Source organism: Pseudoalteromonas sp. XMcav11-Q, assembly GCF_040104525.1.
Lineage (GTDB): Bacteria > Pseudomonadota > Gammaproteobacteria > Enterobacterales > Alteromonadaceae > Pseudoalteromonas.
Genome location: NZ_JBECOX010000026.1, coordinates 1 through 19,188 on the forward strand (window position 1 = coordinate 1; position 19,188 = coordinate 19,188).

The 19,188-nt window shown below is 40.7% G+C and carries 17 protein-coding genes and 1 pseudogene; 6 read left to right on the forward strand and 12 right to left on the reverse strand.

The genetic code is table 11. The annotated features are described in order from the left end of the window. Positions 1 to 128, forward strand: a 128-nt coding sequence (locus ABMY45_RS23195; RefSeq protein WP_349289445.1) for an integrase core domain-containing protein, incomplete at its 5' end; no start/stop codon positions are given. A gap of 396 nt (positions 129 to 524) precedes the next feature. Here the strand turns inward: ABMY45_RS23195 and ABMY45_RS23200 are convergent. From ABMY45_RS23200 to ABMY45_RS23220, 5 genes and pseudogenes are all read right to left on the reverse strand, one after another. Beyond that, positions 525 to 644, reverse strand: a pseudogene (locus ABMY45_RS23200) (IS3 family transposase); the annotation flags it as partial. Positions 645 to 663: 19 nt separating this feature from the next. Then, positions 664 to 2,151, reverse strand: a complete 1,488-nt coding sequence (locus tag ABMY45_RS23205) for a metallophosphoesterase (RefSeq protein ID WP_349289552.1) — start codon at positions 2,149 to 2,151, stop codon at positions 664 to 666. Next, positions 2,148 to 6,695, reverse strand: a complete 4,548-nt coding sequence (locus ABMY45_RS23210; RefSeq protein ID WP_349289553.1) for a hypothetical protein — start codon at positions 6,693 to 6,695, stop codon at positions 2,148 to 2,150. The genes ABMY45_RS23205 and ABMY45_RS23210 overlap by 4 nt, the downstream gene beginning before the upstream one ends. Before the next feature lie 352 nt (positions 6,696 to 7,047). After that, positions 7,048 to 7,170, reverse strand: coding sequence for an AraC family transcriptional regulator (locus ABMY45_RS23215; protein ID WP_349289554.1), 123 nt, complete (start codon positions 7,168 to 7,170; stop codon positions 7,048 to 7,050). A 29-nt stretch (positions 7,171 to 7,199) separates the two neighbouring features. After that, on the reverse strand, positions 7,200 to 8,156 hold the full coding sequence (locus ABMY45_RS23220; protein ID WP_349289555.1) for a helix-turn-helix domain-containing protein: 957 nt from the start codon (positions 8,154 to 8,156) through the stop codon (positions 7,200 to 7,202). A gap of 94 nt (positions 8,157 to 8,250) precedes the next feature. Between ABMY45_RS23220 and ABMY45_RS23225 the strand changes: the two genes are divergently transcribed. Both ABMY45_RS23225 and ABMY45_RS23230 read left to right on the forward strand, forming a co-directional pair. Then, the gene (locus ABMY45_RS23225) at positions 8,251 to 8,658 is read left to right on the forward strand and encodes an MAPEG family protein (RefSeq protein ID WP_010606221.1); all 408 of its coding nucleotides are present in this window, start codon (positions 8,251 to 8,253) and stop codon (positions 8,656 to 8,658) included. 180 nt (positions 8,659 to 8,838) lie between these two features. Then, positions 8,839 to 10,320: a diguanylate cyclase gene (locus ABMY45_RS23230; RefSeq protein WP_349289556.1), complete on the forward strand. Its 1,482-nt coding sequence runs from the start codon at positions 8,839 to 8,841 to the stop codon at positions 10,318 to 10,320. 3 nt (positions 10,321 to 10,323) lie between these two features. Here ABMY45_RS23230 and ABMY45_RS23235 read toward each other — a convergent pair whose 3' ends face one another. Beyond that, entirely contained in the window at positions 10,324 to 10,506 is a 183-nt protein-coding gene (locus ABMY45_RS23235) for a ribosome alternative rescue factor ArfA (RefSeq protein ID WP_010606219.1), read from the reverse strand. Positions 10,507 to 10,718: 212 nt separating this feature from the next. On the opposite strand from ABMY45_RS23235, the gene ABMY45_RS23240 reads away from it, so the two are divergent. Then, complete coding sequence (locus ABMY45_RS23240) at positions 10,719 to 11,726, forward strand: alpha/beta hydrolase (RefSeq protein WP_349289557.1); 1,008 nt, start codon at positions 10,719 to 10,721, stop codon at positions 11,724 to 11,726. A 248-nt stretch (positions 11,727 to 11,974) separates the two neighbouring features. Beyond that, positions 11,975 to 13,519, forward strand: coding sequence for a basic secretory protein-like protein (locus ABMY45_RS23245; RefSeq protein WP_102057294.1), 1,545 nt, complete (start codon positions 11,975 to 11,977; stop codon positions 13,517 to 13,519). Between the two features lie 86 nt (positions 13,520 to 13,605). On the opposite strand, the gene ABMY45_RS23250 is transcribed toward ABMY45_RS23245, so the two are convergent. The 5 genes from ABMY45_RS23250 to ABMY45_RS23270 form a co-directional block, all read right to left on the reverse strand. Beyond that, a complete protein-coding gene (locus ABMY45_RS23250; RefSeq protein WP_010606216.1) occupies positions 13,606 to 13,923 on the reverse strand; it encodes a hypothetical protein in 318 nt (105 codons plus the stop codon). A 9-nt stretch (positions 13,924 to 13,932) separates the two neighbouring features. Next, positions 13,933 to 14,655: a subclass B1 metallo-beta-lactamase gene (gene bla, locus ABMY45_RS23255; RefSeq protein WP_102057295.1), complete on the reverse strand. Its 723-nt coding sequence runs from the start codon at positions 14,653 to 14,655 to the stop codon at positions 13,933 to 13,935. Positions 14,656 to 14,775: 120 nt separating this feature from the next. Next, on the reverse strand, positions 14,776 to 15,906 hold the full coding sequence (locus ABMY45_RS23260; protein ID WP_102057296.1) for a sodium ion-translocating decarboxylase subunit beta: 1,131 nt from the start codon (positions 15,904 to 15,906) through the stop codon (positions 14,776 to 14,778). 10 nt (positions 15,907 to 15,916) lie between these two features. After that, positions 15,917 to 17,698 (reverse strand): sodium-extruding oxaloacetate decarboxylase subunit alpha, encoded by a 1,782-nt coding sequence (gene oadA / locus ABMY45_RS23265; protein ID WP_174169905.1) that lies wholly within the window; start codon positions 17,696 to 17,698, stop codon positions 15,917 to 15,919. 12 nt (positions 17,699 to 17,710) lie between these two features. Continuing rightward, positions 17,711 to 17,959: an OadG family transporter subunit gene (locus ABMY45_RS23270; protein WP_010606212.1), complete on the reverse strand. Its 249-nt coding sequence runs from the start codon at positions 17,957 to 17,959 to the stop codon at positions 17,711 to 17,713. Between the two features lie 440 nt (positions 17,960 to 18,399). Between ABMY45_RS23270 and ABMY45_RS23275 the strand changes: the two genes are divergently transcribed. Then, positions 18,400 to 18,912: a YcxB family protein gene (locus tag ABMY45_RS23275; protein WP_248298742.1), complete on the forward strand. Its 513-nt coding sequence runs from the start codon at positions 18,400 to 18,402 to the stop codon at positions 18,910 to 18,912. Positions 18,913 to 18,988: 76 nt separating this feature from the next. Here ABMY45_RS23275 and csrA read toward each other — a convergent pair whose 3' ends face one another. Further along, positions 18,989 to 19,174 (reverse strand): carbon storage regulator CsrA, encoded by a 186-nt coding sequence (gene csrA, locus ABMY45_RS23280; RefSeq protein ID WP_010375935.1) that lies wholly within the window; start codon positions 19,172 to 19,174, stop codon positions 18,989 to 18,991. Between the last annotated feature and the right edge of the window lie 14 nt (positions 19,175 to 19,188).

The window sequence follows — 19,188 nt, forward strand, 5'->3', positions numbered from 1 at the left end:
TATACTTGTTTGAGTCACTGCAAGAAGTACGTGAAATCACTGATGAGTGGTTAGATATTTATAATTATGAGCGACCTCATGATTCACTTGGTGATATGACACCGGTTGGTTACCTTGAGGCTGCATAAAATTCTACGAAATAGCTGTACTAAATTGGGTGGAGTTACAACACCACCTTGCGACCCATGTTCGATGACACGCTTTCGCAAACGAATTGGCGAGCATGGTGCCGAGTTGATGTTATCGTTGACGGTCGATGCAGGCCTTCAAAGCAATACTACCAAGCCTGCAAGTTTACGGGAAGTGGTCATAGACAGCACCGTCATGACAGTCCGTTACGCTACACCCCGACCGTTCATATGAACTGATTGATTTGAGGTGTTGTAACTGCTGCGGATTTTGTTTGGAAAAAATGATGGAGAGTTGAGACTTGCATTTATCAATAATGATCACTGCATGAAAGCCATGAGAAGCAGTTAGCCACAAGGGTAATCCTCCAATTTTTGACCGCTAAGAAGTAGGGGTTAAACAGCCATCAATGGTGGCTTACCATTATTAGCCTTATAAAGTCGCTCTTTATTATAAAACCAAAACCATTTAGTCGCATAATTTTGCGGCTTTCCAATACTGTAAAATAAATATTCTAAATTAAGTACATTTAATTTAATCATCAAATATCTCCCTCCATTTGTTTTTTTTGTCGGGGCAGAAGCGGAATTCAGGCTTTTTGCTGAAATCAACCCAACGATTTTTTATCCTACAGTAAGAATATTCCTTAATTCCATATACTACTCCTTCTTTTCTTTGTAATTCAATTACTGAAAAACCCCTTGTTACATCAGGCCACCGCAGCTCAGCTCGTAAGCTTGAAGTGGGAGCAATAAAGAGCAGCTGTTCTAGGTCTCTTAAGTGGTCGAACCTAGGTTGGTGTTCATGGCCAGCCAATAGAACATCGGGGGAAGGTTCAACCTCACAGAAAGTTTTAAAACACATATCGTCTTTTAGCTCAGGGTGGTGAAATAAAGCGATATTTAATATATTTGATTTTGTTTCTGTTCCATTCAGCGCCTTTCTTATTTCTCGATAATCGTTTGCGCTAGGGAACCCTTTGAACGGCGAGTTAAAATCCACATTGCACACAGTATTTAGCCCCATAAAGTTAGCCCCCAATGATACAAATCGAGAATCTTTCCAATAACTTTCACCACCATCGAGCCAATATGATTGACCAGTCAATTGAAAAGCGAATTTATTAAAATTGAAGAGAGAATAACTAGATAAATTCGGCACGCTTAACTGAGTATCTTCTATATGCTGTAAACTACCAGATTCATTATGAGCGCCTCTTACGTATTGATATTTACAAGTCCCAAAGGCCGAAGAGTATATGTCATGATTTCCGGGGGTGAGTAAAATACGCTCATAAGGAGGGCTCCACTCTAGGCACTCACACAAGTCTGAAAACCACTGCATCGCTTGCTCAAACTCACTAACTAAGCCAGTTTCAGCTATGTCTCCGGTTACAGCAATAAAATCAGGAGCACCATGCTGGTTTTTTACTTTATGAGCAATTGTTGCAGGGTCTAATAGGCTAGACTTTTCATGTTCACCCCCTAACTGCATATCAGACAAGTGAAGAATAAAAATAGATTCGTCTTTATTCTTGCCTAAATATTTTTGGCCATTCCTTTTATTGTAGATATTTACCAAAGTCCGACCTAAGTAAGAAATATTATTTTCGCTGATCCCTTTTGCATCTCTTTTATCAATTTGATGACCAGAGAGAGCCTCAAACTCTTCTAATGAAAGTAAATCAGTAAAGGGTAAAGGTACAGCTTCAGTATCATAGTTATCAGTAATACTTTGTATCTGACCATTATTTAGCGCAGACCAATTCCCTGTTATTAATACAATTGGCAGTTCTTTATTGATGCTTCTAATAATTCTTGCAACACCTTCACTATTTACGTTCCACTCACCATCTAGAATCAAGTCCAACAGTACTAAATCAACACTATTAAGGGCTTCACGGTTAAGTGAGTGAACCCCTTCCTCATCAAGAAAATCAATACGAAACTCGAATGTTTGCTTTTCAAGTTTACTGTAAAACCTTCTACGCCAGATTTGATCATCTATAACAAGCACATTCATTTTAAATTACCTCTAAACTTTTCCACTGTAGGAATTCTTAATGTTATTATGAATTTTAGAGTTTCCTTTTCACACTCAAAACTAAATAAATAATCACCTTTCAATTGATTTATTCTTGTATGGTAATCTCTAGGCTGAAGGTTGAATTTATCTTTTGGGACTAAGCTTTCAAAGTATATATTTATAAAATCTTCATCAGATTTTATTTTTATCGAAAGAGAGTAATATAAATCCACACCATGCTTAACCCATATAGAGTTGTATATAGTATCTCGAATAAAACTCCTAAAAGGCATAAAGAACAAAAACTTGCCTGTAATATTCCCCTCATTCTTTGCTATATCTAGATTGATTTCTGGTGGAGAATTTTCCCAGTTTTCGTAGATATCTCTTTTAGAGCTCTTTGCATTATAGTAGCTGTAAAAATTATTAGGCTCTAAAAAGTCATTTATTTCTCGGCGAATCTCTCGTTCAATTAAATCAATGGACGCATGAGAGTATTCTGTTATTTTATTATAGATCTTTGACTTCATAAGAACATTCTGTATTTCAGCATTATTTATTGAACGAATTAGCATTCTATCTTTTAAGACTTTGAACTGTTCGGTTAATAGGCTATGGCTGCTACTGGCTATTAATTCAACATTCATCAATGAATCAAAGATAGTCAATACCTCGTCAAGCAGTAAAGACAGTTTTTGGTGCGACTCGATTTCATGAGTTCCTAAAATATTAAGGCTTTGCAAAATATCATCGAATTTCGCGGTATGCCAAATCCCCTCATACCCAAACATTTTGTATAGCTGAATTACAGGCTCACATATATGTTCTACACCAGTAACTAAAGAAAGTAAAAAAGAATACGCAGTTTTAGACTCTTCACTTTTGGCATTATTTACTTTATTTTCTAGAACTTCATCAACCCCTTCCTTTTGGTATAATAAGGAAAAGCATATAAGCTCCAAGTCCTGACGATCAAATTTCCCATCGTATGTCAACCCCTTTTCATCAATGAGAAATTCAGCTTTTTCCCATACAACTGACTTAAGACTTTCTTCCATACCGAAGAAGCATAGTCCTAATAAAGATGTATACGAATTAGAGTACTCAAAGTCCCACACAAGCTCTAACAAACCACAATAAATTTTAGCCTTTTTAGGTAGAGAAATTGAGTCGCCTAGCAATAGCAAGTGAGAAGTTATTAACTCTAACTTCACAGAGTCATTTAACTCTTTATCGTCATTAACAAATTGAGAAAATTTATTGAATACAAAGTCAGGTTGAAAACTAGAATTACTGATTTCTATGGACATTGAATTCAATGTAGTAGATATAGAATGTGCAAAAGATTGTTTAACAGGGATATTTGCAAACTTCATTGGAATATTCTTAGTTAGCCGCTGAGGAGTTACTCCTGAATTTTCCCAATCACTATCAGTTAATTTTTGCTTTGACCAGGTATTAATCCACCTTTTTACCGTTTTATTGATAAATGAGTTTTCTGGTGCAAGTGCTTTTAAAATATCTAATGCGCGACATAATTTACAGTGACCTAAAGAGCCTAGCGCTGGAACATCCCACTTCCAGTAAGAGTAACGTTCATGGATACTACCATTTAATAAAGATGTATTTACAGAGAAACCCGCTCTATCAATTATTGAAATAGTCGTTAACTTATCATCACTGCGTAAATTAAAGGCATTTTCAGCATTTCTTAAGGTATCTCCAGTTATTACTCCGTCATCTATCAATACAACATTTACCTTATTAACCCCTTTTTTTATATAATCATTAACCTTTTCAATTGAAAGAGGTGAAAAAAACGTTGCTGTCGCAATTCCACTATTTAATTTATGTAGCGTTAGAAACTCAAAGTCCTTTTCTATTTTCGGGTTTACATCTCGAAGCTTTGCAATCATTTTCTTTGTCACTTCGTGGAAGATATAAACTATATAATTTTTTGTACCAGTAGAGCCAGTACCTTTAGTTCTAAGAATTCTTTCAATTAACCAACGCGTCATTTCTGGGTTTGTTGAAATTATTCTAGATAAATTTGGTGTTAAAAGATCGTGTGACTTACCATATTCCCAATGACCCAACTTCAAGTGACCCACACTAAACTCTCGGTACATCTTTGATTCGTAAAACCCATTATCATTTCTTTCAATTTGGTAGGATTTATTCCCTCCTCTTTTTATGTATGGAGTCCCAGAAATGCGTTCATATTTTGCTTTTCGTACAACTTTTTGATCCTTAATTTTCGCTTTAGGACTCCAATTCAAAAGCTTTCCAATAGCTTTTCCATGTGAGTTATTGAAGTTTGGGTGTAGAAAAACAAAAAGAGGTATTATCTCAACGTCTATAAAATTGCATCGTATTAAATTTTTAAGGCTATCAAACGTTTCTCCACTAACACACGTACTACCCAATAGGATAATAAGATTAACATCCTTATTTACTAGCCTTCCATTAGACATAAACTCACTAAAATCTAAAAAGTTTATATCACTTGAATATGCGCATACTAAATCATCCATACCTACTATAAGTTTCCTATTAACAGGTATATGAGACCAGATTGCCAACGTTCTTTCGATAGACGACTTTATCACTTTATAGTTAATTCTATCTGTTATAGAGCTAGAAAAATCTATATACCCATCAATTTCTAAACCTAAGTCACTCTCCTGTTTTGGTGGAGTCCTCCACACTACTTTTTCTGGAATAAATGATTTACTTGCACGATTCCAGAATGATTTTGAATCATTTTCTCTTAACTTTTTATTGAGCCTACTCAAACCTAGTTTATTGACTAACTCTTTATCTTCTACAATCTCAAATCTAAATATATTTTTTTCTCTTTTAGCCTTAAATGTAGCAACCTGCCAGTCTCTAGTAATTATATATACCAAAAGTGGCGATTCAGGGAGGCTTCTATCTACTGATATTTTCTCCGTTGAAGTAATATATTCAAAAATAAATGCTCGATGAGTAGGTATATCTGCTATTGTAAGTGAATTTAGGTTTGATTTAAGAGACTGCCTAAGCCACTCAGTTATATCGAATTTTTTTACGGAATCTGGTGGTAACCATACTAAATGTTTAGCGTGATCAAATTCAATATATCCATCATCAATTTTCCACGAAAACTCTTCTTTTACGTCTTTGTATTTTTTGTCTTTGAGTGTAAAAATGTTAAATGGCCGTCGTTGGGAGTCATAATTTTCACCTATTTCTCTAAGGTATCTTTGATCTACAGTCAGTAGATCCAAAGCTTTAATCTCTGTTAGCCCCTGTAACTCTTTCAATATTAGAGTTTTACTCTCTTCCGAAGGCTCATAAAAGGATTCAAGTGATAAAACGCCATCATCGCTAAGCTCAATACAAGAGTGGAAAAACGTTCCATCCGGTAGTGAATTATCAAGTTTTTTATAACACCCTCCGACAGACTCTCCTCTATCGAATGGGAGGTGGCCAGCAATAACTTCATCGCCTGTCAACACGCGTATAAAGTCCCCAGGTACATCTCCCTTTCCTTCTTTACTTCTTAATGTTTCATGAATCAACTGAAACCCAGTTGATAAAGACTTAACTCCTTTACGGAGGGTTGAGGAAAATCCACCGGATAAAATTTTATGCCCAATTTTACGTAATGGAGATAAGGATCTGTCTTCCTTAAGCTCATTCAGAAGTTTCTGAGCTATTTGGTCTTCAGTTTTCCAATCATAAACACTGCTAAATAAACCTTTTCCAATGTCACATATAAAAACTTCAACCCATATACTTCTCTGGTTTGCAGTATAATCCTCCCATTTTTGTAACTGAAAGCAGCGTTTTATTTCATTGCCGAGATTTTCAGTCCAAAGATCTGGGTGTTCTAACTTATTCTTACCAGCTCGTATCTTTGCAAAAAAACAAATAGTGCCAAGCGTGCCATCATACGCATGATCTATTACATTTTCTGTTAACTCAGTACTAAAGTGTCTTAGCTTTTGAATTACATGGTCTTTTTGAAAAAGAGAGCGTTTTCCAACCTTTGTTAGAAGAGACTCATTTGCCTCATCGACTATTTCATCAATAAAACAATCGAAGTCACTCCCTTTAATATCAGAAACATTCTTTACCTTAACTTTTACACATTGCGAATTTTGGTAGTTTAGAAAATTTCTATATTTCTCTATGCTGCCAAAAATTTTAAGACCCACATCCGAGGATTTAACATCTTTGAAATCAACATAATCATTGAGTAGAGAAATGAAGCCGTGACTATATAGAAAATTTAATAGTCTCCCATGCTCTCTCCCCCCATTTATGGACACTAAGATAGTAACATTTAAACTGCGCCGACTCTTTTCCCTAATTATTATTTGAGTTAGCCACATTATAGGAATCGGACCAATCCATTGAAGCTTTGTAAAATCGAAAATACATGACACATTCGTCTCTATAAAAGAAACAATATCACCGCTTATTTTTGTGAGCTCTACTTCAGAAAACACTTGTGGAAAAGAAAATTTACTAACGATATCCCTTTGATTTAACATTTAACGGCTCTTCTCCTGGTTTGTTAGACACTTAAAGTATTTAGATATTCTGTAAATGAAATCATAAAGCAATACAGCTAAAATAAACCATACCAATCACTTTAAATTCAATTTATTCTTTTAATAACAAAAAGTTAAGCTTTGAAGCATATACTTTCCATAGATGGAACATTTATTCCAATATCAGAACATATTGTCCAGTGTACCACGCATACTATAGATGCATATTTGTACATTTCCTTCAAAAAGTAAATGGAATGTAGAGTTTTCCATTATCCCATGTCTAAAATAGCAGGGCGGGATTCCACTTTGCTCATAGGTTAACCAAAGAAAACGCTGACACCCACTATTACTACCCTCTTACTCGATTAAGCGATTGGTTATAGTGCTTTTTGTATTGCTTAGCTAAAGCCTGACGGTCTTGATATCCGACTTGGTTGGCGATCTGCTCCACACTCATATTGGTGCTATGCAATAATTGCTAGAAAACGCTGACACCCACTATTACGACCCTCTCACTCGATTAAGCGATTGGTTATAGTGCTTTTTGTATTGCTTCGCTAAAGCCTGACTGTCTTGGTAGCCAACCTGATTGGCTATCTGATCCACACTCATATTAGTGCTATGCAATAGCTGTTTGGTGCGAACGAGTCGCGCAAGTCGCACGTACTCAAAAGGCGTCATACTCGTGTGCTGTTTAAAGCGTCGAATTAACGTACGCTCTGACATACAAGCATGTTTCGCAAGGCTCTGTAAGCTATGCGAAACATCGAGATTATCGCTGATATGATACTGTGCCTTAAGCAATTGCGCATCTCTATGTTGTAAAAAGCCACTGAGCTGCACAAACTCATTTTGACTCGCTTGCTCGTTTGGTATCGCCAGCCATGCGGCGATTGTTTTTGCCACTTCAGAGCCCAGCACGTCGGTAATAAACCGCAGCATCAAGTGCAAGTAACTATGAGCTGCGCCCGCGGTATACACCATACCGCTTTGCTCTGTTACCTTTTGGCTGTTGGGCTTTAAAACGGGATAATATCGTGTAAAGAAAGGCGTAAGCCACCAGCTACACGTAAATTGTTTTTTATCCAACAATCCTGCTGTGGCTAAAAATGCGGTACCGCAACATCCGGCAAGTTGATAAGTCGCGGGATGAAATTCAATACCATGCTTGTTTAATTGTGCTTTGACTTGTTGGCATTGTTGCCACAACAAAGGCTCTGATGAAAAGTGACTGCCGAGCCAGATAACGACATCAGCATCAGCCAATGCGCTAAATTCAGCATGACAAACAAATTCTAAGCCTTGACTACTCATCACCGACTTTTGCCCTGAAAGCGCAACCGCCTGCCAGCAAAACACCGCCTTACCAGCGACTTTGTTTGCCACGTTCAATATATCAATCACGCCAGTTAATGCGCTCGCAAACACATGTTCAGGACAAAGCAAAATCACCTTCATGGCAATATCAAACCAAAATTAGTCATTATTGACACGATAAGTTAGCAATCAATCTAGTTAAAGTAAAACCTCTTTCAAATTCAGGAGCTTTACGATGTGGATCCATATTCCGGTTTTATTTTTGCTTAGCCTAACGCTGCTATTATTTCTTTTAACCGCAACGAGTAGAATTCGCGCAGTCAAAAATGGTGATATTGCACTTCAAGATATTCGCTATGTTGAAAAACACGCCTTCCCCGAGCGCATAAGATTATTAGGTAATAGCTATGACAGCCAGTTTCAGCAACCGGTGTTATTTATCGCATTACTGATACTTTTGCATATTGAGCAAATGACGGGACAATTTTGGTTTGTGCTTAGCACCGTGTTTGTCGCAGCAAGATATTGGCACAGCTACGAGCACGTGCTAGGCAGCAATTTACGGTTACGAACCCTAGCATTTGGATTAAGTAGCTTTTGCTTGTTTTTTGCCTGGTTTAGCTTCTTGTTCGATAGGATGTAAAAAGTCTCTGGTTAAAGGGATTTTTCACTGGCTAAGTTACGTACAAGTTTGTTACATTAACTACAACAATAACCTTAGGTTTTGGTTGTGCTGCAGTCTAGGTTGAATGGCGTCAAAATACACAGCAACTTTAGTGGGAAGCTTACGCTCCTACTCGCTGTTATTTACGGCGCCGTATTTTTGTTTAGCCCCTCAATTTTTGCGCTTGATGACAATTGCTCGCTCACGACCGCTCACGGCAACTCAATTTCGCTTGCTATCAATACCACGTCTTATAGCAAAATTGAACGCGGCAACAATACCGTCTCGATAGCCTGCAATTTACATGAAGACAGCGTTTTTTCATTTGTAGATGTTGGCCTTAATCACTATCAGTGGCGAGTCAACGCCCCTTTGCCCGTTAAGTTCTCACAACCCGCATTTATCATTCCAAAAGGTAAGTACACAGCAACCTTAAGCTTGGATTCTATGCAAATTCATACGCCAAGATTTGGGCTGATGAGCATGGGGAAATTTATTTGGGAAAGTCAAAAAAGCAGCCTAGTCATGGGCGCATTTTATGGCCTTTGTTTTACCTTAATTTGCTATGTATTGATCATGGGTAGTCGCCTCAATGATCCTATATTTAGGCTTTACGGCGCTTATATCTTCTGCCTTTGTGGATTTGTATTATTCCAAGAAGGGCAATTAAATCTTTTTGTTTCATCTCAGTATAAGCCATTACTCAAACACGCATATTTACTTAGTATTGGTCTCACTGTGGTTTCGGCAACCTGGTTTATGTTGAGTATCCTAATTGTTGACAAACAGTGGCCAAAACTCGTGTTGTTACTTAAAAGTGCCGCGGGTATCGTGATGCTCCTGAGCATACTTAAAATTCCCACTCAACAAGCACAATTGTCCTACTTATTAAGCCAAATTATGGCCTATATCACCCTCGTTATTGTCGCCACTATCTTTGTGCTATCTGCTCTTCAAACCAAGCGTAAAATTGGCGAAGCAAGTTTGGTTTTTGCGGCACTGAGCCTAGTATTAGTCGGTATGGTATTTCGCGTGCTGTTAGTGGGATATAGCCCATTTATGCAGCGGTATGCACTTATTTTTGCGTTTGCCATTGAGTCTTTACTGCTTGCCGTTGCGGTATCTAAACGCATTGGACGGCTCAGACAGCAAAAGCAACAAGCTGAAAATGAAGCAAATTATGATCAATTGTGCGCCATTTTTAACCGTCGAGGCTGGTACAAACAAGCCAACGTGCTAGTCGAGCAATTTAATAAGCGTGGTGGTGTTTTGGCATTATTTTACATTGACTTAGATAAGTTTAAGTTGATTAATGACCAATTTGGTCACGATGCTGGAGATAAGGCGCTTGCCCATGTTGCGACGTTTTTGTCATCAAGTATCAGAAAACAAGATATTGTAGGACGCCTAGGTGGCGATGAGTTTGCAGCCCTGTGCTTATTTGACGACACACAGTCTGCAGAAGAAAAAGCACAACAGCTGCAACAACAACTCAATACCTTGCAATTTAGTCATGGGAAACAAAAAGTAGCAATTCAAGGTAGTGTCGGGCGAGCATTTTCCCAACACCCGATAACAGATATCAGCGATTTAATCGCACAAGCTGACAAGCAAATGTATCAGCAAAAAACCTTATCTTAAAGCTTAGGCTGCCTTAAGGTAAGGCTCTTGGCCTTTGTGCTTTACGCTACGTTGATAACTACCTTTGCCTTTTTTGCTTTTTTCAACTTTCGCCTTAAACAACGGGCTGGTTACCAACGCTTTTAATGCGTTGTCTTTAATTTCACCACGCTGATGAGCATGCTGAAGTTTGCTTTTTTTAGTCATGACTTACTCCAAATAAGAATCATATAAATTGATAGTGTTGATGCATAATTTCAGACCATCAACAAGCGCGAATATTAACCTAAATGTTTTAAAGCGCAATGGCTTTTAGCAATAAATTTTCGTCTTTTTTGACTGCTATTTTAAAGTTAAGTTCATACCTACGCTCTATACTTAAATGCAGTCCTTTCAAGTCAAGCTAAACATTCGCGACAATGACCGATATCGAGATTGCAACCGGGATCAGCATACATTATCAGGACGAGGGGGTGCCTCACGCCCCCGTTATTATTTTGATAATGGGTCTTGGGGCACAAATGACGATTTGGCCAGATGAATTGTACTTTGGGCTAGTCAATAAAGGTTTTCGGGTGATCCGTTTTGATAATCGCGACACGGGATTGTCGAGCCACTTGGATCATCTTGGTTCACCAAGTGTGATAAAAACCATGCTGAGCAAAAAACTTCCCATTCGCGCTTCTGTTCCCTATACCCTAGAAGATATGGCCGAAGATGTTGTCGCTTTGATGGCAGGACTTAAGATTAAACGCGCCCACCTTGTTGGTGCTTCTATGGGCGGGATGATTGCACAAATCGTTGCTGCTAAGCATAAAAAGAAAGTGGTAAGTTTGACCTCAATTATGTCAACCTCAGCGTATCCCAAGTTTACCGCAGCAAATGTAAAAGTCATGCTGCAACTGGCAAAAGCACGGCCAAAGTCAGACTGCCACCAATCTGCCATTCAATACAATATAAAACTCAACCAGCTGATCGGCAGTCCTGCCTACCCTCAAGACGAAGGGACGCTACATCAACAAGCCAAACACAGTATTGAACGCGCGCATAACCCGCAAGGATTTAAGCGTCAGCTTGCGGCGATTGTCGCAAGCCAATGTCGCAAGCACACGCTAGAAAAGATCAAAACGCCTACACTTGTGATCCATGGTACAGACGACCCTATTTTTCCCGCGGCCGCTGGCCAGCAAACCGCCGCGACTATTCGCAAATCCAAACTAAAACTGGTCAATGGGATGGGTCATGACTTCCCTCCAATGCTCATGCAAAAGATTGCCAAATGGGTGGCAAAACACGTAACTAAAGCAGAGCGAAAGCGATTAAAAAAGAAACAGCGCAAACAAAATGCAGCCCAGGAGACTACAAATAAAAAAGTCCCGAAAAATCAATCAAACACGCCCCAACAAAACACAGTTCAAAATAAATAACATCCTCTAACATCACGCCCTGTAAAGCCTGATAGTGCTAGCCTTCACAGCGTAATTCAGCCTAAATGAGAAGCAACAATTTCACCCTTATCGTTAAATTAAAGTAAATTTCCATTTGACAAACGCACATAAAAGCAACAACAATTAAACCGTTCCAAACTTATTTGGGCACTAAAATAAAAATAACCATGGATACAACATCAACAATATCTTTCCGCAAAAAGTGGAACGATACAAAAGAGGTCAACATGAACATCATTATAGCTAAAACGCGATTCCAACGTTCTTTTATAGCAGCCGCTTTAGTGAGCCTAGGCTTAAGCTCGGCGCACGCAAACAGCGATCTGACAACTGCCAATGCCGCCGCTATCAGCGTTTCAGGAGAAAACCAACCCTATGAAGGTAAAGTCAACGCATTTGATAATAACCACTACAGCAAGTGGCTTACTTTTTCAGCTTCCGGTTGGATAAGTTATGCGTTTAGCGAAGCGGTGAATTTAACAGCTTACACCCTCACTTCTGCGAACGATGCGCCACAAAGAGATCCCAAAAATTGGACGCTTCAAGGCTCTCAAGACGGTCAAGTGTGGTTTACTATAGATTCGCAAAACAATCAAAGTTTTGCTTCGAGACATCAAACTAAGCAGTTCAATGTCAGTACCAATCAAGCGTACCGCTTTGTGCGCTTAAATGTCACCGCAACGCAAGGTGCCAATTTATTACAGCTTGCAGAAATCGAATTTATCGGTGCTCCGGCAAACGGTGGTACAACCTTGCCATTTAACCAAAATGGCAGCGTTACCCCTGGCCAATGGGCACATTTTGGGCCATTTACAAGCTCAGCTCCTATCACAGCAACCTTGACTGGCAGCGGTGATGCAGATCTATACCTAAAAGCAAATAGCCAACCGACCACCACAAGTTATGACTGCCAAAGTATCAATGATGCCAGCTCCAACGAGCGCTGCGATATAAGCTCAAATGCGCCGGTTTATGTTTCTGTATACGGTTTCCAAAGCGCCAATTATGAATTAGCCGTCAGTAGCGATAGCACACCACCAAACGACACGTGGCAACGTCCGGAAGTAAACTTTGTTGATGTAAATCCTGAAACACGAGGCTCAGCATTATTTAAACGGATCATACCAAACCCAGCTGCACACATGGCCGAACGCTGTGTGGATGTAGCAAAAGTGCTATACCGCGACGCCAGTGAATCCCAGCGTTTTAGAAAATTGCAGTTTGAGCTGAGAGCCAAAGATCATTGGGGTAAGGATTTCGTTGCCTATAAGATGGGACAAGACGGTTCGGGTGAGATGACTATCGTCGTTAGCACCGCGCACTTAGAACGTATTTATCGCGATAATAATAACAACGATGCCGTGATCCGTGATGAAATCGACGGCATTTTATTCCACGAAGTCACCCATGGTTACAATAACTCGCCGCTGACTCATGACAGCTATGGTGATGGCAAGGCAAACTGGGCATACACCGAAGGTCTAGCTGATGCCGTGCGGATCGGTGCTGGTTTTCATAAGTCACGCTCACCAGATATCATCAACGCTAAACGCTGGCTTAGTGGCTACACCACAACTGGGTTTTTCTTACATTACGTCAAACAACAGCACGACTCTGAGTTTATCTACAAGTTTAATAAAGCGGCGAAAGATATGGGTAACTATACCTGGTCATTTGATGCTGCATTTCAACATATCTTGGGCCGAAGTGTTGAAGATGTTTGGAACGAATATGTCGCCTTTATCCAAAATGGCGGACAGCTGGAGTATTAATTTTTAAATAGTAGCTCTGCCGCGTAAAAGGGTCTAAGAAATTTCTCTGAGAAACTCCTCTATGAGACTCCTTTACGTGGTATTCGTTATTTTTGTAACGCCTGCTCGTGGGACATTGTTTTTAGTTTAATCGCGAGGCCACAGGAGAAGTAGATCTTCACCACTCCAACAATGATCAAATGAAAGTTTGGGTGGGAAAGCAAATCTAAGTCATAGATATAGGCTGCTTTTATTGGCGCGTCGCCATTCTCTATCATGGCGATTAGCCAATGATAGATTGCAATCCCCTCTTTGATAACCCCAAGCACTATCAAGGCTACGCCCGTTAAAAACAACAAGCGACAATACCACAGCGCAGTTTCTAAACCCGGACAGCGTAAATTACGAAATGGAATAAATTTCATGTCAGTCCTTTATTTACCTTTTGATTGCTCGATTTTGATTAGCTTAACGGTATGGTGCAACAAAGATAAATCCCCTTCTTTACCATGCCCTGGAATAACCATGTTTGCTTCCGGATATCGGCTCAATACCTTGTGTATAGACGCTTGCCACTCATCAACCGAAGCATCCTCCAAGTTACCTAAATTTTTACTCACCACACTTTTCACAAAGCATCCTGCGAATAAAATCTTAGATTGTGGCAGCCACACGACAATATTATCTTTCGAGTGTCCTGCACCTGGGTAATAGGTTTCAACGACACCTGACTTTATCGCTGCTGAGGCTTGCGGCAAATTATGTGACGCGATAGCGCTGTGTTTTTGGGCTAATAGATGGTTAGTTTGGGCTGATGCATAGGTTGGGATCTGATGTTTATTTAATACCGCTAGGCCACCGCTTGCATCTTGATGATAATGCGTGACCACCGCCCCTTTAATATTGAGCTTGCGGTCCTCGGCCCACAATAGCAGTGCTTCTGTGTCTTGCTCGGTCCAAGGTGTATCAACAATGTAAGCATCTTGACCGTCGACCACAATCAGCCCAGAGCCTGCCACTAACCCCCAAGGTTCAACGTGTAGCGAAGATTCATGTTTATAAACATGCTCTGCTATCGGTGTTACCACTAAAGTCGATGTTTCCGTTGCAACTGTCACACAGGGTAACAAAAATAAGAAAGGAGCTAAAAACTTCATCTGAAGTTGTTCGTGTTAATTAAAAGTGACGAAAGACTATCAAGTTCAAGAATATAAAGTCCAGAAATAAAAATGCGCGGCAACCTAAAATCGCCACGCAAATGGTTGGAGAAGTGTAAATTAGCCTACCAGTGCAAGCAAAATACCAGCAGCAACCGCACTGCCTAATACACCCGCGACATTGGGGCCCATCGCATGCATTAGCAAGAAATTATGCGGATTGCTTTCAAGGCCAACCTTATTGACCACGCGCGCAGCCATCGGGACTGCGGATACCCCAGCAGCGCCAACTAACGGATTAATGGGGGTATCACTAAATCTATTCATGGTTTTAGCCATTAATACACCTGCTGCGGTACCAATCCCAAAAGCCACGGCACCTAGCGCTAAAATCCCCAACGTCTCAACCGTTAAGAATTGCTCAGCGGCCAGCTTTGAACCCACCGCCAACCCGAGGAAAATAGTAGTGATATTAATCAACTCGTTTTGCGCCGTTTTACTCAAACGGTCTACTACACCGCACTCTTTCATCAAGTTACCCAAACAGAACATACCAACCAAAGGTGTTGCAGCAGGTAAAAACAGTATCGTTAGGCCCAGTACCGCCAGAGGAAATAGGATTTTTTCGGTTTTTGATACATGGCGTAGCTGTGGCATCGCAATCTGGCGCTCTTCTTGCGTCGTGAGTGCTTTCATGATTGGTGGTTGAATAATTGGCACCAACGCCATATACGAATAGGCTGCCACCGCAATTGCCCCTAGTAACTCTGGTGCAAGCTTAGACGCGAGGAATATCGCAGTTGGACCATCTGCACCGCCAATAATGGCGATTGCAGAGGCGTCTTGCAGGGTAAATTCAAAGCCCGGAATATAGTTCAGCAATATAGCCCCAAACAAGGTGGCAAAGATCCCAAATTGAGCTGCGGCACCAAGCAACAGCATCTTGGGGTTAGCTATCAAAGCACTAAAGTCCGTCATCGCACCCACCCCCATAAAGATCAGTAAGGGGAATACTCCGCTGTCTATGCCGATGTAATACACGTAGTATAAAAGCCCACCAGGATCGGCAAGCCCAGCGACAGGAATATTCGTGAGTATGGCACCAAAGCCAATAGGCACCAATAGCAACGGCTCAAAGCCTTTGGCGATCGCAAGATACAAAAGTCCGCAGCCCACAGCCATCATGCAAAGTGCAGGCACGGTGAAGTTGGCAAGTCCTGTTGCTTGCCATAAATTAAGTAACCCTTCCATCACGACATCCTTATGCTAAAGACATGATGGCATCGCCAGCACTGACGGAGTCGCCTTCAGAGACGAGTAGCTCCGCGACTTGCCCACTGTGTGTTGCGCGCACCTCGGTTTCCATTTTCATGGCTTCCATGATGAGTACCACATCGCCTTCTTGCACCTCATCTCCTGCGCGCACCATAAGCTTAAATATGTTGCCAGCAAGTGGCGCATTCAAAGTTTCACTGGAGCTTACCGAGGTTGACTGAGGAATAAGCTCACTGTCTTTGACTTGTACTTCTTGTAACTCTCCACCCGGCGCAACCACCACATCGTATACTTTGCCATCCACTTTTACGCTGTAACGCTCACTAGTTGATGACTTGGCTTTAGCAGGCGTCGCTGCAGCTTTTTGCTCTTTGCTTTCAACAAGCGTCGGTTTTGGCTCAAACGCATCTGGATTATTGCGATTTTTCAGGAATTTAAGGCCAATCTGCGGGAATAATGCATAGGTAAGCACATCATCAATAATCTCGTCGGCTAAGGTAATTTGCTCCTCTTTTGCCGTCGCGACTAACTCGCTTTGTAAACTATCCAGCTCAGGTTCAATTAAGTCTGCAGGACGGCAGGTAATAGGCTCTGCGCCTTCAAGCACGCGTTGTTGCAAAGCTTGGTCGACTTGCGCTGGTGTCGCTCCATATTCGCCTTTCAGCACGCCAGCAGTTTCTTTGGTTATAGACTTGTAACGCTCACCAGTAAGTACGTTTAATACCGCTTGCGTCCCGACAATCTGTGAGGTTGGTGTTACCAGCGGTAAGTAGCCAAGTTCTTTACGCACACTTGGAATTTCTTTTAGTACTGCGTCAAGCTTGTCACCTGCACCTTGCTCTCGCAGTTGATTTTCCATATTTGTTAACATGCCACCAGGCACTTGTGCAGATAGAATACGACCATCTACTCCTTTTAAGCTACCCTCAAAAGCTGCATATTTCTTTCTCACCTCACGGAAATAGGCTGCGATCTCTTCTAGCTCCAGTAAATCAAGCCCTGTATCACGTTCTGTACCTTCCACAATCGCCGCGATAGTTTCTGTTGCACTATGGCCATAGGTCATACTCATCGAAGAAATCGCCGTATCGAGCATATCGATACCCGCATCTATGGCTTTTTGATAAGTTGCAGTACTGAGCCCTGTGGTTGCATGGCACTGCATTGCGATAGGAATAGAGACGGACGCTTTAAGCCCAGAGATTAACTTTTCGGCATCATAGGGTTTCAGTAATCCAGCCATGTCCTTGATACAAATGGAATGACAGCCTAAGTCTTCGAGCTGCTTGGCCTGCGTGAGCCACATTTCCAGCGTATGAACAGGGCTTACGGTGTACGAAATCGTGCCCTGCGCATGCGCGCCCACTTTGATGGCCGCTTTAATAGCCGTTTCTAAGTTGCGCACGTCGTTCATTGCATCGAATATTCTAAATACATCTACCCCGTTATGGTGGGCACGTTCAACAAACTTTTCGACAACATCATCAGCATAATGACGATAGCCCAATAGATTCTGACCACGCAGTAGCATTTGCTGTTTGGTTTTTGGCATTGCAGCTTTCAGTGCACGGATCCGCTCCCATGGATCTTCGCCTAAATAGCGAATACACGAGTCGAAGGTTGCTCCCCCCCATGATTCAACAGACCAGTAGCCCATATTGTCGAGCTTCTCAGCGATAGGAAGCATATCTTCCAAGCGCATTCTGGTGGCGAGTAATGACTGATGCGCATCGCGCAGCACTAATTCGGTTAGCTTTAACTGTGACATGCAAAACCCCTATTAATTGTTTTTTCTGTAGGCTGCAACGGCAGCGCTAATGGCTGCAATATGTGCCTGTGGCACACCCTGTGACGATGTTGCTCTAGTTGTTTTTGATCTTGTGGTACTTGGCTCTACTTCTTTAAATTGAGCAGCAAAGTTGGCCAACAGTCGCATCGCAAAAATCAAAATGGACAGAAAAACAAAAACACCAACCATACCGGTCAGCATGAGATTTCCTGCTTGCAGTAGCTGCGCTCCAATATCCATTTTTACCCCTTACTTGCTGTTTGGTTTTCCTGTTCGATGTTAACGAACTGGTATAAACCTTCACTTTTTGTAGATATTTATTCACCTTATAACAAAAAATGTTCCACTGTAAAGTGCATTGTAAATTGGTATTACCAAAACACTTAACTTATAAACAATCAGTAAGTTAGCTTTGAAATCACTAATAAATATGGAAAACCAACGTAATAAATATGAAAAATATTCAAAATAGCGCCGACTAATACAGTGATTTTAATGAATATAGAATGGATTTTTGATTACGCAAGATAAATTGTAAATTGGACTGACCAAAAGTTAACGTTTACGTAAACGTCACGCTGTATAACGCGTATTTCGCTGGATATAGTAAAAGGGAACTGCAAACAATTTATTCGCATTACAGCTTTTTCAATATAGATGGGTATAATAAGGGGAAATTTTTGCCACAACGAACGTCTATGCCCTCCCTTGAACAAAATGAAAATTTATCTTTTCAAAGCCAATTTAAGTTAGATAAAGCCTATTATCGAGAGTGTTTTGAAGAATCTGAAGCCAATGGACTTGCTGTTAAACCGAAATATGGCTTGCTTGTACTGCTAATTGCACTGGGGCTGTTTGCTATTTACGGTTTGCAGGAGCACTACGTCGGGAACTTTCTTATTCTATTGGCTGTGGTTGAATGCGTCGCTTTCTACTATCGTAAAGCTTGGTGGGTGATAAGGCAGTCGTATTCTCGCGCTGCTGGCAATGTCGTCAAAGTTTCAATCACTAAAACTGGTATTAGCACCAAAGCGACACATGCCGAATTTTCTTACCCATTTGACGACTTAGATAAACTCGTTGAAACGAGTAGAGGTTTTTTGGTATTTCACCAAAACAAACCGAGCTATATCAGTAAATCTGGACTTAACGAAGAAGCGATTGCTTTTTTGTCTGGGCAAAGCCAGAAATAAGAAACCCCGCAGTGGCGGGGTTTTTTTATGCCAGTCAAACTATGTTAACTAACATCGTAATTCAATATTTGGTCAATTACATATTGCCCGGGCTAGATTTCTCAGCCTGAATTCGCATGTAAATTTCTTCACGGTGAACTGAAACATCTTTAGGCGCATTTACACCAATACGTACTTGGTTACCTTTAACACCTAGTACTGTTACAGTCACTTCATCACCAATCATCAGGGTTTCACCTACTCGACGAGTTAGTATTAGCATTCTCTTGCTCCTGT

Excerpts from the sequence above, each read along its gene's own strand:
- ABMY45_RS23240 (WP_349289557.1), top strand. The coding sequence starts at position 10,719 with ATGACCGATATCGAGATTGCAACCGGGATCAGCATACATTATCAGGAC.
- ABMY45_RS23270 (WP_010606212.1), bottom strand. The coding sequence starts at position 17,959 with ATGGATATTGGAGCGCAGCTACTGCAAGCAGGAAATCTCATGCTGACC.
- oadA (WP_174169905.1), bottom strand. The coding sequence starts at position 17,698 with ATGTCACAGTTAAAGCTAACCGAATTAGTGCTGCGCGATGCGCATCAG.
- ABMY45_RS23235 (WP_010606219.1), bottom strand. The coding sequence starts at position 10,506 with ATGACTAAAAAAAGCAAACTTCAGCATGCTCATCAGCGTGGTGAAATT.
- ABMY45_RS23225 (WP_010606221.1), top strand. The coding sequence starts at position 8,251 with ATGTGGATCCATATTCCGGTTTTATTTTTGCTTAGCCTAACGCTGCTA.
- ABMY45_RS23205 (WP_349289552.1), bottom strand. The coding sequence starts at position 2,151 with ATGAATGTGCTTGTTATAGATGATCAAATCTGGCGTAGAAGGTTTTAC.
- csrA (WP_010375935.1), bottom strand. The coding sequence starts at position 19,174 with ATGCTAATACTAACTCGTCGAGTAGGTGAAACCCTGATGATTGGTGAT.
- bla (WP_102057295.1), bottom strand. The coding sequence starts at position 14,655 with ATGAAGTTTTTAGCTCCTTTCTTATTTTTGTTACCCTGTGTGACAGTT.
- ABMY45_RS23260 (WP_102057296.1), bottom strand. The coding sequence starts at position 15,906 with ATGGAAGGGTTACTTAATTTATGGCAAGCAACAGGACTTGCCAACTTC.
- ABMY45_RS23245 (WP_102057294.1), top strand. The coding sequence starts at position 11,975 with ATGAACATCATTATAGCTAAAACGCGATTCCAACGTTCTTTTATAGCA.
- ABMY45_RS23210 (WP_349289553.1), bottom strand. The coding sequence starts at position 6,695 with ATGTTAAATCAAAGGGATATCGTTAGTAAATTTTCTTTTCCACAAGTG.
- ABMY45_RS23250 (WP_010606216.1), bottom strand. The coding sequence starts at position 13,923 with ATGAAATTTATTCCATTTCGTAATTTACGCTGTCCGGGTTTAGAAACT.
- ABMY45_RS23220 (WP_349289555.1), bottom strand. The coding sequence starts at position 8,156 with ATGAAGGTGATTTTGCTTTGTCCTGAACATGTGTTTGCGAGCGCATTA.